2 protein-coding genes are annotated in these 21,568 nt (G+C 75.3%); both read left to right on the top strand.

Going from position 1 to position 21,568, the window contains the following annotated elements; genetic code table 11:
- Positions 1 to 17 precede the first annotated feature (17 nt).
- On the top strand, positions 18 to 20,531 hold the full coding sequence (locus IE329_RS24755) for a scabin-related ADP-ribosyltransferase (RefSeq protein WP_190213172.1): 20,514 nt from the start codon (positions 18 to 20) through the stop codon (positions 20,529 to 20,531).
- A gap of 217 nt (positions 20,532 to 20,748) precedes the next feature.
- Positions 20,749 to 21,363, top strand: coding sequence for a type VII secretion system-associated protein (locus tag IE329_RS24760; RefSeq protein ID WP_190213173.1), 615 nt, complete (start codon positions 20,749 to 20,751; stop codon positions 21,361 to 21,363).
- The last annotated feature ends 205 nt before the right edge of the window (positions 21,364 to 21,568 follow it).

A 21,568-nucleotide genomic window follows, 5' to 3' on the forward strand; every position in this document is an offset into this window, starting at 1 on the left:
GCCGGAGGCTCCCCGCCATGGCCCACTCGTCGATCCAGGTCTCGCCCGGTGTGGCGACGTTCTTCCACATTCTCACCGGAATGCCGTGGCCGGAGTCCGACGAGGGCCTGCTGCGGGACGTCCGGGACGACTACGCCGCGCTCTCGGAGGACCTGCCGAAGCTGCGGGGGTACGTCGTCGACCTGGTGGCGAGGTGCCGGAGTCAGTTCGAGGGGGAGGCCGCCGAAGGGTTCGCCCGCGAGATGGGGCGGTTCATCGGCGACGACGGGACCGACTACCTCACCACGGCCGGACAACTCGCCGGTGAGCTGGGGGAGTTCGCTGGCAAGGTGGCGAACACCGTCGAGTACACCAAGTGGATGATCATCGGCCAGATCGTCCAGCTGCTGGTCGAGATCGCGCTGGCCATCGCCTTCTTCCCGTTCACCTTCGGGGCCTCGATGGCCGCCGCGGAGGGGCTGAAGCAGGTCGTCAAGACGATCATCATCAACCTGCTGAAGAAGCTCGTCCAGGTGATCGTGACGCACACCCTCTTCGGCGTGGTGGGCGGCCTGGTGATGGACGCGATCCTCCAGGGCATCCAGTTCGGACAGGGCAACCGGCACGAGTGGGACAAGGACCTCACCAAGCAGGCCGCGATCATGGGCGCGATCAGCGGGGCCGTCGCCGGTCCGCTGCACCTGCTGGGCATGGGGCTCGGCAAGCTGCTGGGCGCGGGGCTGGCCAAGATCTTCGTGACGAAGGAACTGGGCAACCTGGTGAAGGAGCTCGGGGCCGGCGCCGCCGGGGGTGCCGCGGGCGGTGCCGCGAAGGGCGTGGGCAAGGAGGCCGGGCGGCTGGTCGCCAACGAGGCGGCCTCCGAGTTCGCCAAGAACATCAGCAAGCTGCTCAAGGAGAACTCCCGCTACCTGGGGAAGGGCTTCGGCGCCGGTGGCAAGGTCGGCGCCGCGGCCGGGGCGCGGTTCGCGGAGAACCTCGGGAAGGTCTTCGAGAAGGGGCTCGGCAAGGAGCTCGGCACGAAGACGGCCCAGGAGCTCGGGCGGACGTTCGGCAAGGCCTTCGCGGAGAACGGCGCCAAGTCGGCCGCGAGCCGGACGGCCCTCGGCACCGCCCTGCGCGAGATCGCGGAGGGGGGCAGTCACGCCCCGTCGGCGGGTCTGCGTGCGCTGGCCGAGAAGCTGCCCGAACTCGCGGGCCGGGTCGACCGGATGAACACCATGTTCGTGCTGGGGCACGTCCTCGGCGAGCAGATCAAGATGGGGACCAACCAGTACCTGACCGAGGGCTTCTTCAACCAGATCTACTACGGGGAGTGGTCGGCCGGCGGGATGAGCTTCCTCGGCGGCTTCATGATGGGCGGGGCCCGCCACATGATCATGGGGCTGGCCTCGCCGCTGACCACGAAGTACGTGGACTTCGTCCGGGGGCTCGACAGCTCCCAGATCAACCCCGCGAACGGCAAGTACTACGGTGCGATGCACCCGCTGACCCTGCTGTCGGCGATCAGCAACGTGGCGGGGCACCCCGCGCCCTTTCCGGTGCCCCGGCCCGGGGGGCACGAGCAGGTCCCCGGCGGCTCCCTGCACCTCCACGGCGACGAGGCCGTCGGCTCCGGCACATCGCTCGGCGCGCCGCCCTCCGGCCACCGGACCGAGGGCGGGCCGAACGCGTCCGGGTCGGACCACCGGACCGACGGCCCCGGCTCCGGCAGCGGCAGCGGGGCGGCGAAGCCGGAGGCCCCGAAACCGGAGGCCCCCAAGTCTGGTGTTGTGACGGAGTCCGGCGGCGGCGACCGGTCCGCCGCCGGTCCGAAGGTCACCACGGGGAACACCACCGGCAACACGGGCACCACCACTGCGGGCGGTACGAGCGGCACGGGCCATGCGAAGATCCCCGAGCCCGCACCGCGGCGCAGCACCGAGTCCTCGGGCGCCGGTGATGCCGGTGGCGGTGCCGGCAGCGAGCCGAGGCGGAACCCGGGCGACGGTGCCAGGAGCACCGGGGGCTCCACCACCACGTCCGCCTCGCCCGGGGCGTCCGCGTCCACCGGCGGCCACGGCGGCGGTCCCCGGCCGCACCCCGAATCCACCGCCAAGCCGGAACCGGACCCGCCGCAGCACCCCGAGCAGCACCCCGAGCAGCACTCCGCGCCGAAGCCCGGCCCGAACCTGGGGCCGAACGCGGGGCCGAACCCGCACCAGGGCCCGAACCCCGGCCCGAACCCCGGCCACCCGCCCAAGGACGGCGGTGGCGGCGGTGGCACCCCGCCGCGGACCGAGGGCGGCCCGGCCGGGCCCAAGGACCCCGGCTCGAACGGTCCGGACCCCAGGCCAGGGCCGAACCGCCCGGACCCCGGGCCCGGACCCGAGTTGAAGCCCAAGCCCGAGTCCAAGCCCGAGCCGAAGCCCGAGCCGAAGCCCGAGTCCAAGCCCGAGTCCAAGCCCGAGCCCAAGCCCGAGCCGAACCGGCCCGGTAAGGACGCCCCGGCCGCCCAGGGCAACCTGCGGAACACCGTCGAGGAGGTCCTGTCGCCGGCCCAGACCTTCCTGCGGCGGCAGGAGCAGCTGCGCGCGTCCGGTGGCCCGACGGCGGACACGCCCGCCCCGGTGAAGGCCGGTGGCGCGGGGGACGCCCCGAAGGGGCCGCGGATCGTCACGTTCGACGAGGTCAGGGGCAGGGGCGAGGGGAAGGGGTCCGAGGAGGGGCCGTCGTCGCCGGGTGACGGTGCTGTGCTGGGCCCGGGGTCCGGGCCGCGTTCGGAGGCGGCGGAGGCGGTGCGGGACCGTCAGGAGGAGTTGCGGGAGGGTGGCCGTTCGGCGGCCGACGAGAACAAGCCGGTCGTACCCTCCCCGGACGGCGGTGTCGCGTTGGGCGGCGGGTCGGGTCCGCGTTCGGAGGGGGCGCAGGCGTTCCTGGAGCGGCAGAAGGACGCCCGGGAGGCCGGCGGCCCGACGGCCGACACGCCCGGCCCGGTGCGGAGCGCCCCGAAGGATTCGAGGATCGTCACGTTCGACGAGCTCAGGGGCAGGGGCGAGGAGGAGGGGTCCGGGGAGGGGCCGTCGTTCCCGGGTGACGGTGCTGTGCTGGGCCGGGGGTCCGGGCCGCGTTCGGAGGCGGCGGAGGCGGTGCGGGACCGTCAGGAGGAGTTGCGGGAGGGTGGCCGTTCGGCGGCCGACGAGAACAAGCCGGTCGTACCCTTCTCGGGCGACGGTGTCGCGTTGGGCGGCGGGTCGGGTCCGCGTTCGGAGGGGGCGCAGGCGTTCCTGGAGCGGCAGAAGGACGCCCGGGAGGCCGGCGGCCAGACGGCCGACACGCCGGGCTCGGTGAAGGCCGGGGGTACGGAGAGTGCTCCGAAGAGGCCGAGGATCGTGACCTTCGACGAGGTCAGGCGCAGGGCGGAGGAGGATTCCCCCGACGCCGGGTCCAACGGCTCGGCGCGGAGCGGCAACGACGGTTCAGGCAGCGCCGCCGGCGGGACGAGATCCCGTGACCGGTCCACGGGCAGCGAGACGCAGGTGGAGCCGGCATCGACGGGCGACAAGCCGGCCGCGGACAAGCCCGCCACCGACAAGCCCGCCACCGACGCGCCGGCCCCCGACCAGCCGGCGCCGAAGCCGGAGAGCTTCCCCGGCGAGGGCTACCGCCTGACGGACGGTGACGCCGAGATCCGGCGGAAGGCCGGCCAGGCCGCGCAGGACTCCCGGGCGACGAGGCCCCCGGCGGCGGAGCAGGGGGCCGTCCCACCGTCCGGGGGCGAGCGCCTGGGCGGGGAGGACGGCACACGGCCGGGCGACACGCCCGACGCGGCCGCCCGGGACCGGCGGCGCACGGCCGCCGAACAGCGGCGGACCGACTACGTGGCGTCCCCGGAGGGGCGCGAGCACGCCGGGACGCTGGCCCGGGACGCACGGGAGGCCGCGGCGGCCGAGGCCGAGCAGCAGGCGAACGCCGGGGCGCGGAGGGCCGCGCAGGCCCAGGCCCGCTGGGAGGCCCTCCAGGAGCGGACCCGGCTGGCTGCCGAGGAAGCGGCTCGCGCGGCTCAGCGGGAGGCCGCCCGGGAGGCCGCGCAGGAACAGGCCTGGAACCTGCTGCTGCAGGATCTCAGGGACAAGTCCGGCGGCGATTCGGGCCGGTCGGGGCACCTGACGCTGCGTGACGCGCAGGAGCGGATCGCCCGGCGTGCCGAGGAGCTCGCCGCCCACGGGGACGGTGACGGCCGGGGCGCCGGCAGTCGCGGCTCCCGGATGCCCGCCGATGCGGCGGCGAGCCGGGCCTGGCACGAGCTGGCGGCTGAACTCGGCGTCCGGGTCGAGTCCTTGGATGCCCGTGGCCTGATGCCCGGGTTCCCCGCCCCGGGGGCCCCGTGGCCCCTGGACCGGGGGATCCACGGCGATCCGTCTGCCGTCGGCCGCGGCCCGGCGGCGGTTCACCGGCCGGACCAGGACTCCCACCCCACGCCGTCCCACCCCGCGCCCGCGCACTCCGAGCCTTCCAGCCTCAGGCCCCCGCACTCCGAGCCCTCGCCCTTCGAGCCGGAGAGCCCGGACAGCAGGTGGCCGGCGTCCCAGGCTCCGTCGATCCCGCTGCCGCCGCGGATGCGGCAGGACTCGGACGTCGAGTCCGAGGACGACACCTGGGACGACGCCCCGGCCGAGGCCGGGCAGCAGCCCGCGAACCCGGCCCCGGCCGCGTGGACCGCCGCGCCGCCGGTGGTGCCGGTGGTGCCTGTGGTGCCGTCGCCGGCACCGGTGCCGGTGCCGGCGGTCGGCCACCCGGACACCGCCGCGCGGCCGCCGTCCCCGGCGTCGTCCGCTCCCGAGCTCCCGCCGCTTCGGCTGCTCCCGTTGCCGGAGCTGGTGGACGAGCCACCGGTCGAGGGGGCTTTCACGGCCGGTCAGCTGTGGCGCGAGGGGGACACCCTGCCCGCGTTCATCCTGTACGACGGCAATGTGGCGATGGTCTGGGACGACGGCCTGGCCGAGGTGACCGACAGCACCCAGTTGATCCGGATGGCGGACGTCTACAAGCGGGCCGCCGAGCAGGTGGGCCGCCGTTTGCAGCGGATCGTCGAGCGCGCCCGGGAGGAGAGGGACACCGGGGGAGCCGGGCGGGACGCCGCCGAAACCCTGCTGGCCACGTACGAGCTGCTCAGTGAGGACGGTTGGGCGCCCGCCTACATCAGCGAGTTCCTCCGGCTGCAGATGCTGTTCCGTGCCAGTGACGTCCCGGACCGGTTCCCGCACGAGCTGTTCGCCCGGCCCGTCGGCGGGACGACCGACCTCGTCGATCCTGGCGCACCGCCGCCGCCCGCGTCCGCGGCGGATCCGGGGAGGTCGCTGCGCGGCGCGGACGGTGCCTCGATGCGGTTCTACAGATGGCTCGACGAGCAGGCGGGCGGGAACAGGCAGCACCTCTACGACTGGGGTGAGGCGCAGTCGGCCACCTCGTCCTCGCCGGAGTCCCTGCAGGCGAAGGTCCTGTTCGCGCACTTCCGCAATCCGGGCGGGCAGCACCTGGACGACGCGTACTTCTGGCTCAACGGTCTGGACCGCCGGTTGCAGGAGACCCCGGGGATCCGGATGGAGATCGACGGGGAGGAGGTCCTCGGCCTCGGCTACCACCCCGTCCTCCTGCGGAGCCTGGCCGCCCAGCACGTCTTCACCTACGAGATGCTGCGTACCGTCCGGATGCCCCGGGTCGACCGGCAGGCGGGGACGATCCGGCTGATCCGGCTGGAACAGCGCACGATCGAGGCCCTGGCGGAGCAGTACGATCCCGGCCCGGCGAGGAGGAACCACCGGCCGGTGGACATCAGGCGCGGTCCCGCCGAGTCCTTCAGCCTGTTGACCCCGTACAAGGACCCGGAAGGCGGCACCTTCTGGCTCACCATGCAGACCCTCCCGATCCACCGGGTGTTCGGCACCCACCTCCAGATCAGGATGGACGGCCGGAAGGAGCACTCGCTCTACCTCGGCGAGGACGAGTTCCTCGCCATGGCCGACGGCTTCCCCGTGGAGTGCTGGGGCGAGGACCAGCCGCGGCTCACCGCGGAGGAGAGCGAGCGCCACGCCGGCACGCTCGCGCCGCAGGCGCCCCTGCCCCCGACGGTCGGCGGACCGACCGCCGACACCGGGGGACCCGTGCCGGCCGGGCAGACCGGAGCGCCCTGGACGGAGGCGCAGACGGCGCCTGCCACCCCGGTGCCCGCGGCGGCCTCCCCGGCACCCCCGCCGGCGGCCTCCCCGGCGGCGCCCCAGCCCGGGGCCGGTGCGGCCCTGCTGCCGCCGCAGGCCTGGTCCGCCGTACGGCGCTTCGCCCGGCCGGCCCGGATGTCCACCTCCCGCTTCGACCCGCTGGTGCAGGGCCAGGCGGGGGGAGGCGCGATCGCCGGACCCTCGCTGCCCACCCGGTACGCCGCCAGGGGGCCGGGCGGGCAGCGTCCGCTCGGGGACCTCCGGGGCGCGATGACCCAGATCGTCTACGACGTACGGCACTTCGAGGCGCGGCCGGGCCGGTGGGTCCGTGAGTTCACCCTGCGGCTGGACCTCCGGGCGCAGGACGGCGCGGCCACCTCCCCGGAGCAGGTCGACCGGCTCTGGGACGAGGCGCTGGCGGCGGTCGGCCGGCACGTCAACGGCCGGTTCACGCTGTCCGACGGGTCCCAGTTCCACCTGAGGATCGAGCGGGCCGACGGTCCGGCGGACGCCCACCGGACGGTCACGGTGGCCCCCGGCGCCGGCCGGAGCGACCAGCTGCTCTGGTACGCGCGGAGCACCCACGGCGTCCTGGTGCACGAACTGATGCACTTCCTCGGCCTGCCGGACGAGTACGCGGACCTGACCACGGCCCTACGGCGGAGCGAGCCGTTCCCCGGCGAGCCCGGGGTGATGGGCCCGGCCGCCCACCGCGACGGCTTCGAGGTGCTGCCCCGGCACCTCCGGCGGATCGAGGACGTCCTCCGCTCGGGCCCCTTGGTCCGGGAGCTGACGTTCGAGCAGTACCGCGCGCTCGCGGCGGACCCCGGCCGTCCGGCCGCCGCCCCGTCCACCGGCGACCCCTCCGGGACCGCCCCGGAGCATCCGCACCACGCTCCCCGGGCGCCGCGGCTGCCGCAGCCCGGGGCGGGCGCCGGGCCCGGCGCCCCGGTCGCGCCCACCCGGCCGGTGGCGGAGGTGGCGTCCCGCGAGCGAGACGTCCTGGTGGCCGGCCTGGCCATCGCCGGGCAGGCGTACGAGGCCCTCACCGTGCCCGGTGACGGGGACTGCCTCTTCACCTCCCTGCTGGTCGGCGCGAACCGGCAGTTCGGTGAGTGGGAGCACCAGCACCTGGACGTGGACGGGCTGCGCGAAGCCGTCCTGCACTGGTACCGGGGGCCGGAGGCCGCCGTCCACCGTGGGGCCGCGGACGCGGCCGGGCAGTCGGCCCTGGACGCGCTGGTCATGGACCTGGCCCCGGGCCGGCTCTGGGACGTGGTGGGTGAGACGGGCCCGGCGCCCACCGACCCCGACCTGCTCGCCCCGGTCCGGACCGGCGCCGGCCTGCTGCTCGGCGACCCCGGGAGCGGTGCCTGGGCACGCCTCCTCGCGACGAGCCCCAGGCTCGCCCGTTCCGGTGTCCGGGAGCTGGGCCCGGAGCGTCTGCGGGACATGCGGCCGAGCGCGGCGGTCGAGCTGGCCATCCGCGACCGTGACCTGTGGAACACGCCCTTCTTCGACGAGGTGCCCCGGATCGCGGCCGCCGCGCTGGGGCTCAACCTCGGTGTGCTCGACAGCGGCGGACGCTATGTCGACTACCTGCCGGACGCCGACCGCCGCACGGTGGTGCTCTACCGCCAGGCCGGCGAGGAGGCGCACTACTCGGCGCTGCGGCCCGTCCCGCAGTCCGTCCCGCAGTCCGAGCCGATGCCCGAGCCGCAGTCCGTCCCGCAGTCCGAGTCGCCACGGGGCACGGACCTGCCGCCGGTGCCCGAGCTGCCCGTCCTGACTCCCGTGCCGGACGTGCCCGCTCCCGCGCCGGACGTGCCCGTCCTGCCTCACGCGCCCGACGTGCCCGCTCCCGCACCGGACTATCCCGTCCCGGCCCCGGCGCCCGAGGCGGGGCGGTCGCCCGACCCGGTGGCGGGGAAGCGGGTGCTGCCGCTTCCACCGGAGCGGCTCACGGCCGGCGGCGTCGGCCGGCTCGCCGGTGGTGACCGGGTCCTGCCGATCCCGGGCCCGGCCGGCCGGGTGCTGGACCAGGTCGCCGCCCGTCTCACGGAGATGCTGGCCGGGGATCCGCCGGCCGCCGGGCAGGGGGCCCGCGGCCAGGCCGCCGAGGGCACGGGGTCCGCGGAACAGCAGGCCACCCGGCCGCCGGATCAGCGGGCCGGGGCGGGGACCGGGGCCCAGGCCGACGGGTGGTCGGCCGCGGAGCGCCGGCGACTGGCCGGGGCCGTCCGCGACCAGCTCTCCGGTGCACTGGACCTCGACGCCCTGCAGCCCGTGCTGGCGTCGCTGACCCAGGGCGAACTCCTCGCGCTGCCGTTCGAGTTCGACGGCTGGCAGGGCGACATCCGGGTCACGGCCACCGTCGTCAGGGCGGTGACCAGCAAGGAGGAGAAGAAGTTCGAGTTCGAGGACGGCAGCGACTCGTTCGTCACCACCGGATCCTTCGAGGAGGGCCGCCGGCGGTTCGGCGGCGGCCTGCTGCTGGGGGGCAAGGTCGCCCCGGAGACCAGCATGACCGGGCAGATCGGCGCAGCGGGCGACCGCAGCAGGGCCGGGACCGTCGACAGCAGGGGGAGGACCTTCTCCCGCAGCAAGACGCCGGAGCCCGCCCTGTGGATCGACGCCGACATCCGGCTGAAGCTCGACTTCTCCGGCCTCCACAAGGACGGGAGGAGCCTGTCGGAGGACCTGGGGACGGCGGCCGCGCGCCGCCGGCTCCGGATCGACCTGCGGGTTCCGGTGGTGGTGCCGGCCGCCGAGTCCGCGGACGCCGTGCCGCCCCCCGGGCAGCAGCACTACCTCCCGCCGCTGCGCGTCCAGCAGTCGCTGGCGCTCGGAGGGACGGACGTGGTCAAGAGCGTCCACACGATCGGCGCGGACGGACGGCGGACGGGTGGCGGCGTCCCGCTGCTGCTCGGTACCGCCGCCCCCGCGGACGCGGTGCCGGCCGGCACCACCCGGAACTCGCTGGACGCGTTCGGCGCCGTGACCTTCGACGGCGACTGGGTGGCCGTCCGCGCCGAGATCCTCGGCCGGCTGGACCTGCTGACCCTGCGTACCGAGCTGAAGTCGATGATGAACGGCGAGCCGGTGGAGGTCGTGCTGTCCGGCGGGCGCGGGCGCCTGCTGGTCTTCGCCCGGGTCTCGGAGATGACGCAGCTGCGCACCACCGGGCAGACGGAGTTCAACACGGGCACCGATGTGACCCGTACCGTCGTCGCCTCCGTCACCGACAGCCTGACGGTGGCCGGGGCGCCGTCCCTCAAGCACACGGACTTCGGCCAGGTGCCGTTCGGCGTCACCGGGAGCGGATCCGGCCAGTTCGGGCACGACCGCAGCGCGATCGACCGGGTCACGGTGCGGGCCGGCAACGCCGTGAAGGTGAAGGCCGCCGGGGTGGTCTTCGACGGCCGGGCGGTGCTCACCTTCCAGTACCGGCCGGACGCCGGGTCCACCGCCGACCGCGCGACGGTTGCCACCGGTCTGCTCGGATTCCAGGTGCTGTCCGAGGCCGCCGACTCGGTGGCCGCCGAGGTGCCGACGCCCTTCCGTCCGGGGCCGGCGGCGCCCGGCCCGTTGGTGCCGCCCGCGCTGGCGCCCGGGTCGACCGCGTGGCGGCCCGGGCCGGAGATCTGGCGGGCCGGGCTGCCGGAGAGCGCCGTGGTGCTGGACGTGCTCGCGGGCACGGGCCCGTCCGCAGGGGCCGGGCAGGGCAGGGACCTGCACACCGCGCTCGACGAACTGGGGGTGCGCGCGTTCCGGCAGGACGGCTGGGCGGAGCTCCGCGAGGCGGTCCGGCACACCTTCCGGCTGGAGCGGTTGGCGGCCTCGCTGCCCGCGATGACCCGTGACCTGCCGCTCCAGGGTCCGCTGCTCAGCCGCCCGCGGCACCCGGACACGACGGTGCAGGCCACCGCCAGGGTCGAGCGGTTGGAATTCCTGCGGACGATCGACACCGCCGAGCTGAACGTGCTCAACGAGACCGCGGTGGGCGACGCCGCCCGGGACATCACCGGCCTGACGCTGGGCGCTCAGGTCCAGGGCGGGCTCCACCACGACTTCCCCGGGGGCGAGTGGGCGTCCGTCTCGGCCGGCCTGGGAGGGTCCCGCCGGTGGCGCACCGGTGACCGGACGGCGGCCGGCTCCAGCACGGTGTCCAGCGCCAAGTACCCGGAGCCGATGGCGGTCTACCTGGCCACCGCCCGGCTGAACCTCCGGCTGGCCGGACAGGGCGGCCCGGACGCCACGGCCGCCGGACCCCACCCCGAGGTCCGGTTCGTGGTGGCGGTCCCGCAGTCCCGGGCCGAGGAGTACAGGACGGAGGGGCCGGAGGCGAAGCAGGCGGTCTTCACCCGGCCGGAGCCCGTCGTGCCACCGGCGCCCGAGCCCGCCGGGGACGCACCCAAGCCCCCCAAGCCCCCCAGGCCCCTTGAGCCCGCCGGGGACGCCCCCAAGGCCGCCGCGGACGCACCCGGGCCCGCCGAGCCTCCCCGGCCACCGGAGCGGGTGGCCCGCCACCGGCAGCTCGGGTCGTCCGACGCCGTCCTGGCGCTGACCGACGGCCTCGCCGTGGTGAACAGGCTCCGCGATTCCCTGGCGCCGGTCTTCGGCTCCCACTGGGAGCGGGTCGCCGCGGACCTGATGCCGTACTTCGACGCCGTGGCGCTCCGGCCGATGGCGTCCGCGCTGACCGGCGGACGGAGCTGGGGGGTTGCCGTCTCCGCCAACGGGGTGAGGGGCGAGATCCGGATCACCGGTGCGGAGGTCACCGGCCTGACCCACCTGAAGTCCGTCAAGGACTTCGAGTTCGAGGTCGGCACCGAGAGCACCACCGCCACCGGACTGATGCACGACGACCGGGCCAGGACGATCCGGAGCGTCGTGCTGGCCGGCAAGGTCCCCCATCTGCAGGGCGCGCTGAGCCACACCTGGAACTCCGACGAGGTCATCGGCGGCACCCGGGACGTCGGCAGCAACGCGGTGGCCAAGGGCAAGACGGTCGAGGCAGCGGCGGTCTTCCGGGGCGACCTGACGTTCACCGTCGAGGTGGACCTCTCCCGTACCTTCGGGCTGCCGGGGAACCGGGCGGTCCGGCACACCTTGCACGCCACGACGGGGGGCGAGTTCGCCTTCCCGCTCCGCGAGTTGCCGGTGGCCTCCGGGGCCGGGGCCAGGCCGGCCCCGCCCGAGCCGCGCCTCGCCCCGCAGCGGGTGATGCGCTCGCTGGTGCTCGGTGCCACCGACATCGTGCTCCGCGTCTCGCCGATCCGTCCGCCCGAGCACGCCGCGGTGGTGCCGGTCGGCGCGTCCGGGGCGGCCGGGCCCGAGGCCGGCGCCGGCCCGCGCCCGGAGCAGCCGGGGGACATCCCGCCCAAGCCGCTGCCCGCCACCCCGGCCCCGCCCCGGCAGCCGGGGGCCGAGGACGTACTGGGCCAACTGGACGCCACCGGCCGGGAGGTCTTCGGCTCGGACCGGAACTGGCGGCGGGTCAAGCAGGAGCTGGCACCGAGGTTCACCGCCGAGGCCCTCCAGCAGCGGCTGCGGTCGCTGATGGCCGGCCAGGGCTGGACCGTCGCCGTGCGCGGCGGCACGGTGACCGTCCGGGCCAGCGTGCAGGCGATGCTGCACGTCGCCGACACCAAGGCGACCGAGTTCAACAGCGGGAGCGCCACCGGCCACTCCAGCGGCGGTACGGACGGCCTGACCGCCTCCACGCGCAGCACCAGCCAGGCCACCGCACTCCGGCTCGTCGGCACCTCCGACCCGGTCGGGGCGCTGCCCGTCGCCGTGGTGGCCGGCGGCACGCTGAGCCACGTCAGCGGGCGGGACCACATCGCGGAGGACTCCGGCGCCGTGGGCACGGGGGCCGGCACCAAGACCAAGGTGCCCGGCAGCGTCTTCGAGGGCACCGCCCTGCTCCACCTGGAGTTCCGGCGGAACCTGCGGCTCTGGGACCGGGCCGTGGACACGTCCGTCCCCGCGCGGGCGCGGGACGAACAGCGCCGGATCGACGCGGTCCAGCGGTCGTTCGCGGCACGCCAGGACGCGCTGGCCGAGCGCGCGGACGAGCTGGGCCCCGAGGCGTTCCGGGCCGCGAACGAGGAGCTGGACGCCGAGCACCGGGTGGCGCTGGGGCCCCTCCTCGACGAGCAGCAGCAGCGGATCGACGAGTCCGTCCTCGCGAAGTGGGCGGCGGACCTGAGGCGCCTGGACCAGCGGATCCGGGAGCTCGGGGACCAACCCGGGAGCGCGGACCTGCGCGAGCGGTACCTCGCCGAGCAGGCCCGTCACCGGGAGCAGAGCGCCCTGCCCTCGGTCAGGCGCAAGCCCGGCCCCGGGCCGCGCAGCGACCGGACCCCCGACCAGATCGCCCCGATGACCAGGCCCTCCTTCGCCGTCCGCCGGAACGCCTTCGGCTACGCCAGGGTCGGCTTCCAGGCGCTGGTCGAGACCGCCGAGACCCGGCCGGCCGTGAACGGGGCCGACCCCCGGTTCGAGGCACCCGCGACGATCACCACCGGCCACGGCCCCGGGCCGGCCGGGCGGGACTCCGCCCCGCGCCCGGACACCGGCTCGCGGACGCACGCCGTCCCGCCGTCCCGGGTCTGGACCGAGGGCTTCACCCCCCAGGAGATCCGCGACCTGCCCGACGTCGGGTCGCTGCGCAGCCTGCTGGACGCCGAGGGCCGCCGCCACTTCCCGGGTGCCTGGGACCGCAGGGTGGCGGGCGGCGGACGGCGCTCCGAGCGGGTGGCGGGCGAGTTCAGCCGCGAGCGGCTGCTGGCGGCCCTGCCGCGGCTGACGGCGGGCGGGGAACTCGTCGGAACGCCCTTCCCGGTGAGGGGCCGCAGCTCCTGGGTGTCCGTGACGGCCGAGGTGCTCGACCTCGCGCACCTCCGGGAGGAGGCCGGGGCGGAGGTCGCGCTGGTCGGCGAGGCCTCGGGGCGGTTCAGCCGGCGCTTCCTGATCTCCCGCCACCTCCAGGTGACGGGGCAGGTCGGCGCCGAGTTCTCGAAGCTGAGGAGCAAGTTCTCGACGTCGGTGCTCTTCGGCGGCGGCTACCGGTGGCGCCAGGGCGGGGAGCGGTCCGCGGGCGGGCGGACCATCGCCAACTCCAAGGTCCCGGTCCCGCTGGAGCACTTCGAGGGCCATGTGGCCTTCCGGTTCGCCTTCCACACCGGCGGCGAGCCCGCCGTCGCCACCGGGGTCGTCCCGTTCGCGGTGTCCGTCCCGAAGACGGAGGTGACCAGGACGGTCGACGCACCGGCGGACACCTACTTCACGGCCGCGGACCGGGAGCACGGCCGCCGGTGGCCCGGGCCGGCGCCGGTGGGGACGCCCCGCCCCGGGCCGGAGGCGGCGGGCCCGCCGGAGGCACCCGCGCAGCCGGCCGGTGACCGGCCGAGGCCCGGTGCGGACCGGCCCGGTGCGGACCGGCCCGGTGCGGACCGGCCCGGGACCGACAACGGCGGTGGCCCGGACAGCGCCCCGAACTCCGTCTCGGACACCGGCCCGAAGGCCGGCCCGAAGGTCGCCCCGAAGGCCGGCCAGGACACCGCCCCGAACGGCGGCCGGGGGAGCGGCCCGGCGCCGGCCGGCGGTGTGCTGGCCCCTGACGGCAGGAGGATCCCCGACGCGGAGATCGAGACCAGGACGATCACCGACGAACACGGCCGCCCGACCGGACGGGCCTCCTTCCACGACGCCGACTGGGCGTTGCGGGAGGGCCCCTACCGCCGCCTGCGGGCGCTCGGCACGTACGAGCAGCGGGCGGTAGCCGGACAGCAGCCGGGCGGACAGCAGCCGGGCGGAGCGGTCCGGCCGGTCCCCTGGGACCAGGAGCACGCGTACTTCTACGCCGGGCACGCCGACCGGGCCGGGTTCGACCTGCGGCTGACCGACGGGAGCGGCGTGCACGGGGTCGGCGCGGGGCAGGTCGCCGGCCTGCTGCGCCGCCGGCCGAGCGTCGCCGCCCTCCAGGCGGCCGCGGCGGGCGGCAAGCCCGCCTCGATCGTGCTGCTCGGCTGCGAGTCGGCCGAGCACGCCCGGGCGATCGCCGAGCTGATCGGGCTGCCGGTGCACGCCCCGACCGGGCGGACCGGTGTCGGCGGGGCGGCGCCGGGCACCGGGGCCGGGCAGCCGCCGACGCTCTACGTGAAGCCGGCGCCGGACGGCGCGGACGGCGAGTTCCGGACCTTCCTGCCGGGCGGCCCGGCCGCCGCCCCCGCCCCGCTGACGGGCGGTCGGCCGGGTTCGCCCGCCCCGGCCCTGCGGACCGGCGGCCCGGGTGCCGGGACGCCGGACAACATCGCGGGGAACGACGGCGACTCCTCGCACCCGCAGGGGCACGAGGGCCTCGCCGGGCACCAGGATTTCGAGGCGCACCAGGATTTCGACGCGCACCAGGGTCTCGACGGGTACGAGAGTCTCCACGGGTACGGCGAGTTCGACGAGTACGGCGCGTTCCACATCTACGCGATCACGGACGAGGACGGTCACCGCCACCCGTACGGGGGGTTCGACGAGGACGGGGTCTTCCACCCCTACGGGGAGTACGGCCAGGACGGCCGGTTCCACTTCCACGAGTACGCCGCCGAGCCGGCGCAGGGCCGCTCCGAGCTGTGGCCGCAGGCCCGGGAGGCCTTCCGGGAGCGGAACGTCGAGCTGGACCAGGAATCCGCGGGGGAGCTGCGGATCGGCTTCGTCCCCGAGGTGCGGCCGGCGGTGGTCGACGACCTCGAACCGGGCAACGGCACGGCGGCGGCGTTCGACACGGTCGACGCCGAGTTGCTGGCGGACGACGCAGGCACCCCGCTGCGGTGGCGCCTGGACGACAGCCTGCTGTTCCGCTGGGAGTCGCCGCGCTCCTTCGGCCAGGTCGACGACGTCTTCGAGCAGGGCTTCGTCCCGCGCGCCTCCGGCCAGTACCCGACCCTGCGGGAGTACAAGGACGCGAACACGCCCTCGGCCTTCGTGAGCACCACGCGCTCGGGGACCGCGCGCTTCGACGAGTGGGGCACGGCCTACCGCTTCCTGATCGACGCCCCCGGCGGCATCGACGTCCGCCGCACGTTCCCCGACTCCGGGCTGGCCGAGCTGGAGGACGAGGTCGCGTTCCCCGGCGGCGTCCGGAGCAAGTTCATCGTGGGCGCGGAGCTGGTGGACGGCACCGAGTGGGGCGCGACCCCGGGTCGCTACGCGACGCCGGTGTCCTTCGTCCCGAACCCGTACTACCGGCCCGATCACCGCCTGGACCTGGCCGAGGTGCTCGACGCCACGGACAACGGCACCGACCGCCCCGCCGGTCCGGCCCTCCGCCGCCCGATCGACCCGGAGGCACTCCGGGACGGGGACGGGGTGCGGGTGGGCAGAGTGCGGTCGGGTCGTGGCCGGCTGCGTCATGTGGCCGAGGAGGTGCGGTTCGTCGAGGTGTCGCCGCAGTACGCGGAGACGGTCCTCGGGGTTCCGGTCCGCAACCAGGAGAAGTTCCAGCGGACGGCGGACCAGCGGGGGATCGTCATCGAGGTCCGGCCGACGAATCCCGATTCGGTCCCGCACCTGGAGGCCGGGGCGTTGCCGAAGCCGAAGGCGATCAAGGCGAAGACGGTCAACGAGGAGGACATCCGTCTGGGGGCGAGGGCCGAGGACAAGGGCCTGGTCGGCTTCTTCCGGCCGGTGCTGCCGGAGCGTTCGGAGGGGATCGGGGACGGGGTGTGGGCCCGGGTCCTCGCGCGTTTCGAGCAGCGGACCGTGGAGTTCGCCGAACTCACCCCGGTGATGCGGTCGTTGGCCGGGGAGTTCCGCGTGGTCGACGGCGTGGTCCAGGGCCGGGACCGGGAGGGCGGCTGGAAGCCGATCACCGGCGATCACGACATCTTCGACATCCAGGACGCGGCGGGGTTCCGGATCGGGGCCGACGAGTACGGCGAGGCCGTCGAGGACATGGTCGGGCAGGACATGGGGGTCCAGCACGGTGCCCACATGTTCTGGCAGCCGGAGTCGCCCTTCGACCGGTCGATCTTCGAGAAGATCGTGCGGAGTCATGAGGCGGGCGGCGAGGCGCTGATCCGCTTCGTGCCGGGGCTGACGCGGCCGGTCCTCGGGACCGCCGAGCCGGAGCAGCCGTCGGCGACCCGGCCGGGGCGGGCCTACCTGGGCAGTTTCGCCGGCGACCCGCGGCGCAGCGCGCCAAGCGCCGTCGGGAGCGCGTGGGTCGGCGTCGTCGGCGAGCCCGGTTGGGACGCGCCGCGGAGTGCGCCGGTGGAGGAGGCCGGGCCGGCCGTCCCGCCGGTGGGCGAGAAGCCGTTGCCCCCGCTGCCGGTGGGTGAGGAGCCCTGGAGCGAGGACGCGCCCGCCGAGAAACCCCTGCCGCCGCTCCCCGAGGGTGAGGAGCCGTGGACCGGGGAGGCGACGGCGGAGAAGCCCCTGCCGCCGCTCCCGGTGAGCGAGGAGCCGACGGCCGCGCCCCCGCCCACCCGGCAGCCGGACCGGCCCGCCGGCCGCGCCGAGGGCCGCGCCGGCCGGCTCGCCGGCCCGTCCCACCGGTCCGCCGGTGACGACGTCTTCAGCGTGCTGGTGCCGGCCGTCAAGCGGCGCGCCGAGGCGGATCCCTCCGCGGACCAGGACCAGGACCAGGACCAGGACGGGACCCGGCCCGGGCCCAAGCGCCTGCAGACCATGGACCGCCACGTCACCCCGGCGGCCGACCGCGGCCTGATCGCGCCGACCGGCGAACAGGAGCGGGCCTGGCTGGAGGCCGCGCCGGACGGGCCGATCCTGCCCGGCACCGTCCCCCTGCTGACCGAGGGCCTGCTCGGCCACATCAACCCCGACCGCTCGACCGTCAACTGCGTGGACGCCAACCTGGCGCTGTGGGACACCATGGACGGTGACCCGCACCCCGCCGGGACCCGCCCGGACGGCATGCCCGAGCGCGACGCCGTCTGGGAGGTGACCAGGCGGCTCGGACCTCCCTGGCACTACGGCTCCGGTGCCACGGCCCTGGACGAGGTGGCCGCCCTGGTCCGGGGCGCCGGCCCGGGGGCGCGGGCCCTGGTCCTCTTCGCCGAGCAGGGGCAGGTCGGCCATGCCCGGACGCTGTTGCACACCGGCGCCGGCCGGCTGCGGTGGATCGACCCGCAGCGCGGCGAGTTCCCGGAGGGCGCGCCGGAGGTCTCCGGCACCGCGGGTGTCTGGGCGTACGCCGAGGACGCCGGGTACCGGCCGGTCCGCGGTGACGGGGAGCACGACGGGACGCTCTTCCACGATCCGGCCACCGGAGCACCCGGCCGTGCCTTCGGGATGGCCGGTCCCGAGCGGCTGTTCACCCGCCACCCCGTCGCCGACCAGCCGGGCTGGAAGGAGCGCGCGGAGGCCTTCGAGCAGCGCGTGGCCGAGCTGGCCGGCGCCGTCGCGGCGCGCGAGGGCTCGGCCGTCGGCCTGGCCCTCACGCACCTGGCCGCGGTCCTCGCCCGCCACCACGGTCCGGCCTGGAACGAGGACGTGCACCTGATGGAGGTCTTCACCAGGGACGACGTGACCAGCGCGGGGCAGATCGGCCACCCGGCCCTCACCCTCGGCGCCACCAGGAAGATGCTGGCGTCGGGAAACCCCCGGGAGCGGTACACCGCGTTCTACAACGGCGCCTACTACCGGCCCGACGGGGACCGACCGTACATCGGCGGCCTCAAGGAGCTCCTCGTCACGGTGTTCCAGGAGCCGGAGATGCACACCGCCCGGGCGATCGGCCTCGACGTGGCGAGGCTGCGGCCCTACCGGGACCACCTGCTGAGCTCGGAGCGCCGCACCGTCCGGAGGGTGTTGGAGGTCTTCTCGCCCCGGCACGCCGGGAACTACTCGGACGACCCGTTCGCCCTCGGAAACCTGGCACGGTGGAGCGCCGACCCGGTCGGCAACACCGCCGAACTCGGCCGAAGCCAGGTCATCCGCACCCGGCGCGAGGAGGAGATGACCTCCCCCGCCAGGCTGACACCGGCCCGGCTCAGGCGGGCCGGCCTCGGCCTCAGCCGGCGCGAGCTGGCGCTGCTCCGGGAGCGGGAGGTGCTGCCGGTCTCGCTGACCGAGACCCGGGAGCTCGACACCCTCCCGCTCACGGCGGCTGGGGAGTTGGACACGGCCCTGGTCTTCCCGGAGTGGCAGACCGTGACCGACGTGAGGGTCGGTGCCACCGCCCCGGACGCCGAGGGGAACGTCAGGACCACCGTGACGGCGTACGTCTCCGGCCGGAGGGACCTCCGGGCCTCGGACCTGACCGAGATGACACTCCAGGAGATCGAGGAGGCCGTCGCCGCGAACACCCTGGAGCCGGACGACCCGATCCCCGAGCGGCAGGGCCCGGAGTTCCCGCTCGGATCGATCGAGGGCGCCGCCCGGTTCCGGCTGGACCCGGACTCGCGCTGGCACCGCGAACTCGACGCACGGGGCATGCCCGCCATCGGGGGCCTGTCCGGGACCGCCGCCCGGATGCTGAGCGCCTTCGACTGGCTGAACGTCCCGGCGGCCCGCCGGGAGGACTTCGTCATCGGCCTGATCGGCTGGATGCTCCTGCAGAGGGACCACTCCCTCTACGAGATCCTGCGGGGCGTCCAGATCGCCGGGTTCGACGGGGTGGGGGGCAGGACGCTCGACCTGACCGACGCGGTGTCGATGTACCGGAGCCTGGACGCGCTCGGGCCCGACCTGGCCGAGGCGCGGCTGCGTGAACTCGACCCGATGGGCCTGCTGCCGCACGAGCGGCACTACCGCGACCGGCTCGCGGTGAAGGGCGCCAAGGGCGGCCTGTACGGACTCAGCACCATTCGGCTCAGGGAGGCGGAGGACTTCTACCGCGCACAGCTCGACCCGGCGCCCGGTACCGTCCCCACCGACCGGCGGGTGCTGAGGTGGCTGGCCGAGCACGGGATCCCCGTGGCCCGGATGCGCGAGGCGCTGGCCGGCTTCGGGCCGGCCCAGTTCGCGGCCGTCCGGGCCTACACCGGGAACGATCACATCCTGATCAACCTGGTCGTGGAGCGGACCCGCGGCTTCGGAGCCGGGCTGCCGGGCATCGACGTGGTGGCCGCAGCGACCCGCCTGGCCCTGAAGGACATGATCATCAAGAAGCACTCCGCGCAGATGTTCGTGGAGACCAACATGTTCTTCCTGGACCAGCAGGTCAAGGCCCTCATGGAGGAGCGCGGCCTGACGGACCCGGACGAACGGCAGGCCGTCGACGCCAAGCTCGACCGCAGGATCACCGAGCTGCTGCCATCGGTGCTGGCCGAGTCGAAACTCCACGCGAGCATGCTGATGGAGGCGCTCGGCGCCCTGCCGGTCGCCCAGGAGATGACGGTCTACCGCGGCGCCTGGGAGTGGGGGAGCGACCGCAACGTGAGTGCCTTCATGGCGAAGTTCTTCGCCAAGGACCACATCGAGTTCGACACCTACGCGAGCACCAGCAAGAAGTTCACCACGGCGCTGACCTTCGCCACCAAGGACCCGGTGGGCGCGTACCGCCATCGCGTGGTGTACATGCTCCGGCTGCGCGGTGGCAGCGGCCGCGACATCACCCCGTTCTCCCAGAAGCCGAAGGAGGCCGAGGTGCTGCTCCTGCCCGGGGCGCGCTTCCGGGTGACCGGGCGCACGCTCATGCCGCATCCGAGCGGTGACGAGGCCAAGGCCTACGTCCTGATCGAGGCGGAGGAGGAGGTGCCGCCCACCGCCGTCGTCGCCGGCACCGCCACCCCGGCCGCGGCGACCCCGCCGGTCGGGGAGGCGCAGCCGGTGCCCGTGCACGAGGAGGACGATTCCGACTCGGAGTCCTTCGACGACCTGGTCTTCCTGTTCGACGACACCGAGCCGGTCGCCGGCTCCCAGGGCGACGGACCGCCCCTGCCCGGCGGCGACGGGCCGCACGGCCCGGCCGGGGAATCGGCCGGGGAATCGGGCGGGGGGTCGGACGGGGAGTCAGGGACCGGGTCCGGCGAAGAGGTTCCCTTCCTGCCGGCCTTCGCCCCGCCGGGTGCTCATACCGCCGGTGGTGCGCCGGACGACGGGGAACCTGACGGTACGGAACCTGACGGTGCGGAACCCGATGGCGCGGAATCCGGCGGTGCGGAACCGGACGACGGCTGGGAGTCCGGTGAGGAGGTGCCCTTCATCCTGCCGGTGGGTGTGCCGTACGGTCCGGGCGGCTGGCTGGGGCCGGGGCCGGCCCATGACGAGGAGGGCGAGGGCGAGGACGAGGACGCGGACGAGGACGCGGAGGACGGCGACGACGAGGGCGAGGACGGCGAGGGCGAGGAGGTGACCTTCGTACTGGGGTAGGCCCAAGGCCGGCGCCGAGGGTGAACGCCCGGCCGCGCGGTGTCCGTGGAAGGGGGAGGCGGACGAGTGCACAGGGGACAGGAGCCCGGCGGTGACGGTGATACCCGAGGGTGCCGACGACGGGGTGGCCGTGCCTGCGGCACCGGCACCGGCACCGGAGCCGGAGCCGGTGCCGGTGCCGGTGCCTGAGCGGCCCGAGGCGCCTGAGGTGCCCGAGGTGCCCGACGCGTCGGAGGTCTCGGAGGCACCCCCGCAGGTCCGGGCCGCTGCCCGGGCCGCCCCCGGCCGGTGGATCGGCCTGGCCGACCCGACCTGGTTGGGGGAGGGGCCGCCGCCACCCTGGGCCGTGATCGGCTGGTGGCGTGCGGGTACGGACGGCGGCGTCGAGGAGTTCGCCGCGAACGAGGAGTACCGGGAGTCGCCGCTCGCCCGGGACTGGCCGGTGCCCACCGATCCGGTTGACGCCGCCGTCCAGTCCTGCGCGACCGGGTACGGGCCGCCCGAGGCGGTCTACCGCGCGCTGGCGTCGGCGCAGTTCGCCGTGCCGCTCGACGGCGGTGACGGGGTCGGCGGGATCGGCCTGCCGGACGGGGAGACGGTGGCGGTCGTCTTCACGGCCCGGTCGTGGCTGGCGGCCGCGGGCAGCCCGGACCATGCCCTGCTGGGCGCCGCCGACCTGCTGGAGTGGCTGCCGCCGGGGTGCCGCCTGGTGCTCAACCCCGGTGCCCCGGTGGTGATGCGGCTGGAGCCCGCGTTGCTGCGGGAGGCGCTGGACGCCCGGCCGGGCGGTCCCGGGCGGCCGCTCCGTCCGTTCGACCGGCCCGGGCGCTGAACTCCCGCCGAGCGGGCGGCTGACGCCGCCGCCTCGGCCGGCCGTGTCCCCCCGGCGAGGTGTACCGGCGCGGCGGCGCGAGCGGTGGGTCCGGTTGCCCGGCGGGCCGCTGAACCCGTCGGACCCCGCCGTCCGTCGAACCGGGAGGAACGGTCCGTCGTCCGGCTGCTGGTTGCCGGGGGCGGCCTCCCACACGTGTTGTCAT

The organism is Kitasatospora indigofera (genome assembly GCF_014655955.1).
GTDB classification, from domain to species: domain Bacteria; phylum Actinomycetota; class Actinomycetes; order Streptomycetales; family Streptomycetaceae; genus Kitasatospora; species Kitasatospora indigofera.

Bases quoted from the DNA above. Each gene is read 5' to 3' on its own strand.
- IE329_RS24755 (WP_190213172.1), top strand. From the start codon at position 18: ATGGCCCACTCGTCGATCCAGGTCTCGCCCGGTGTGGCGACGTTCTTC.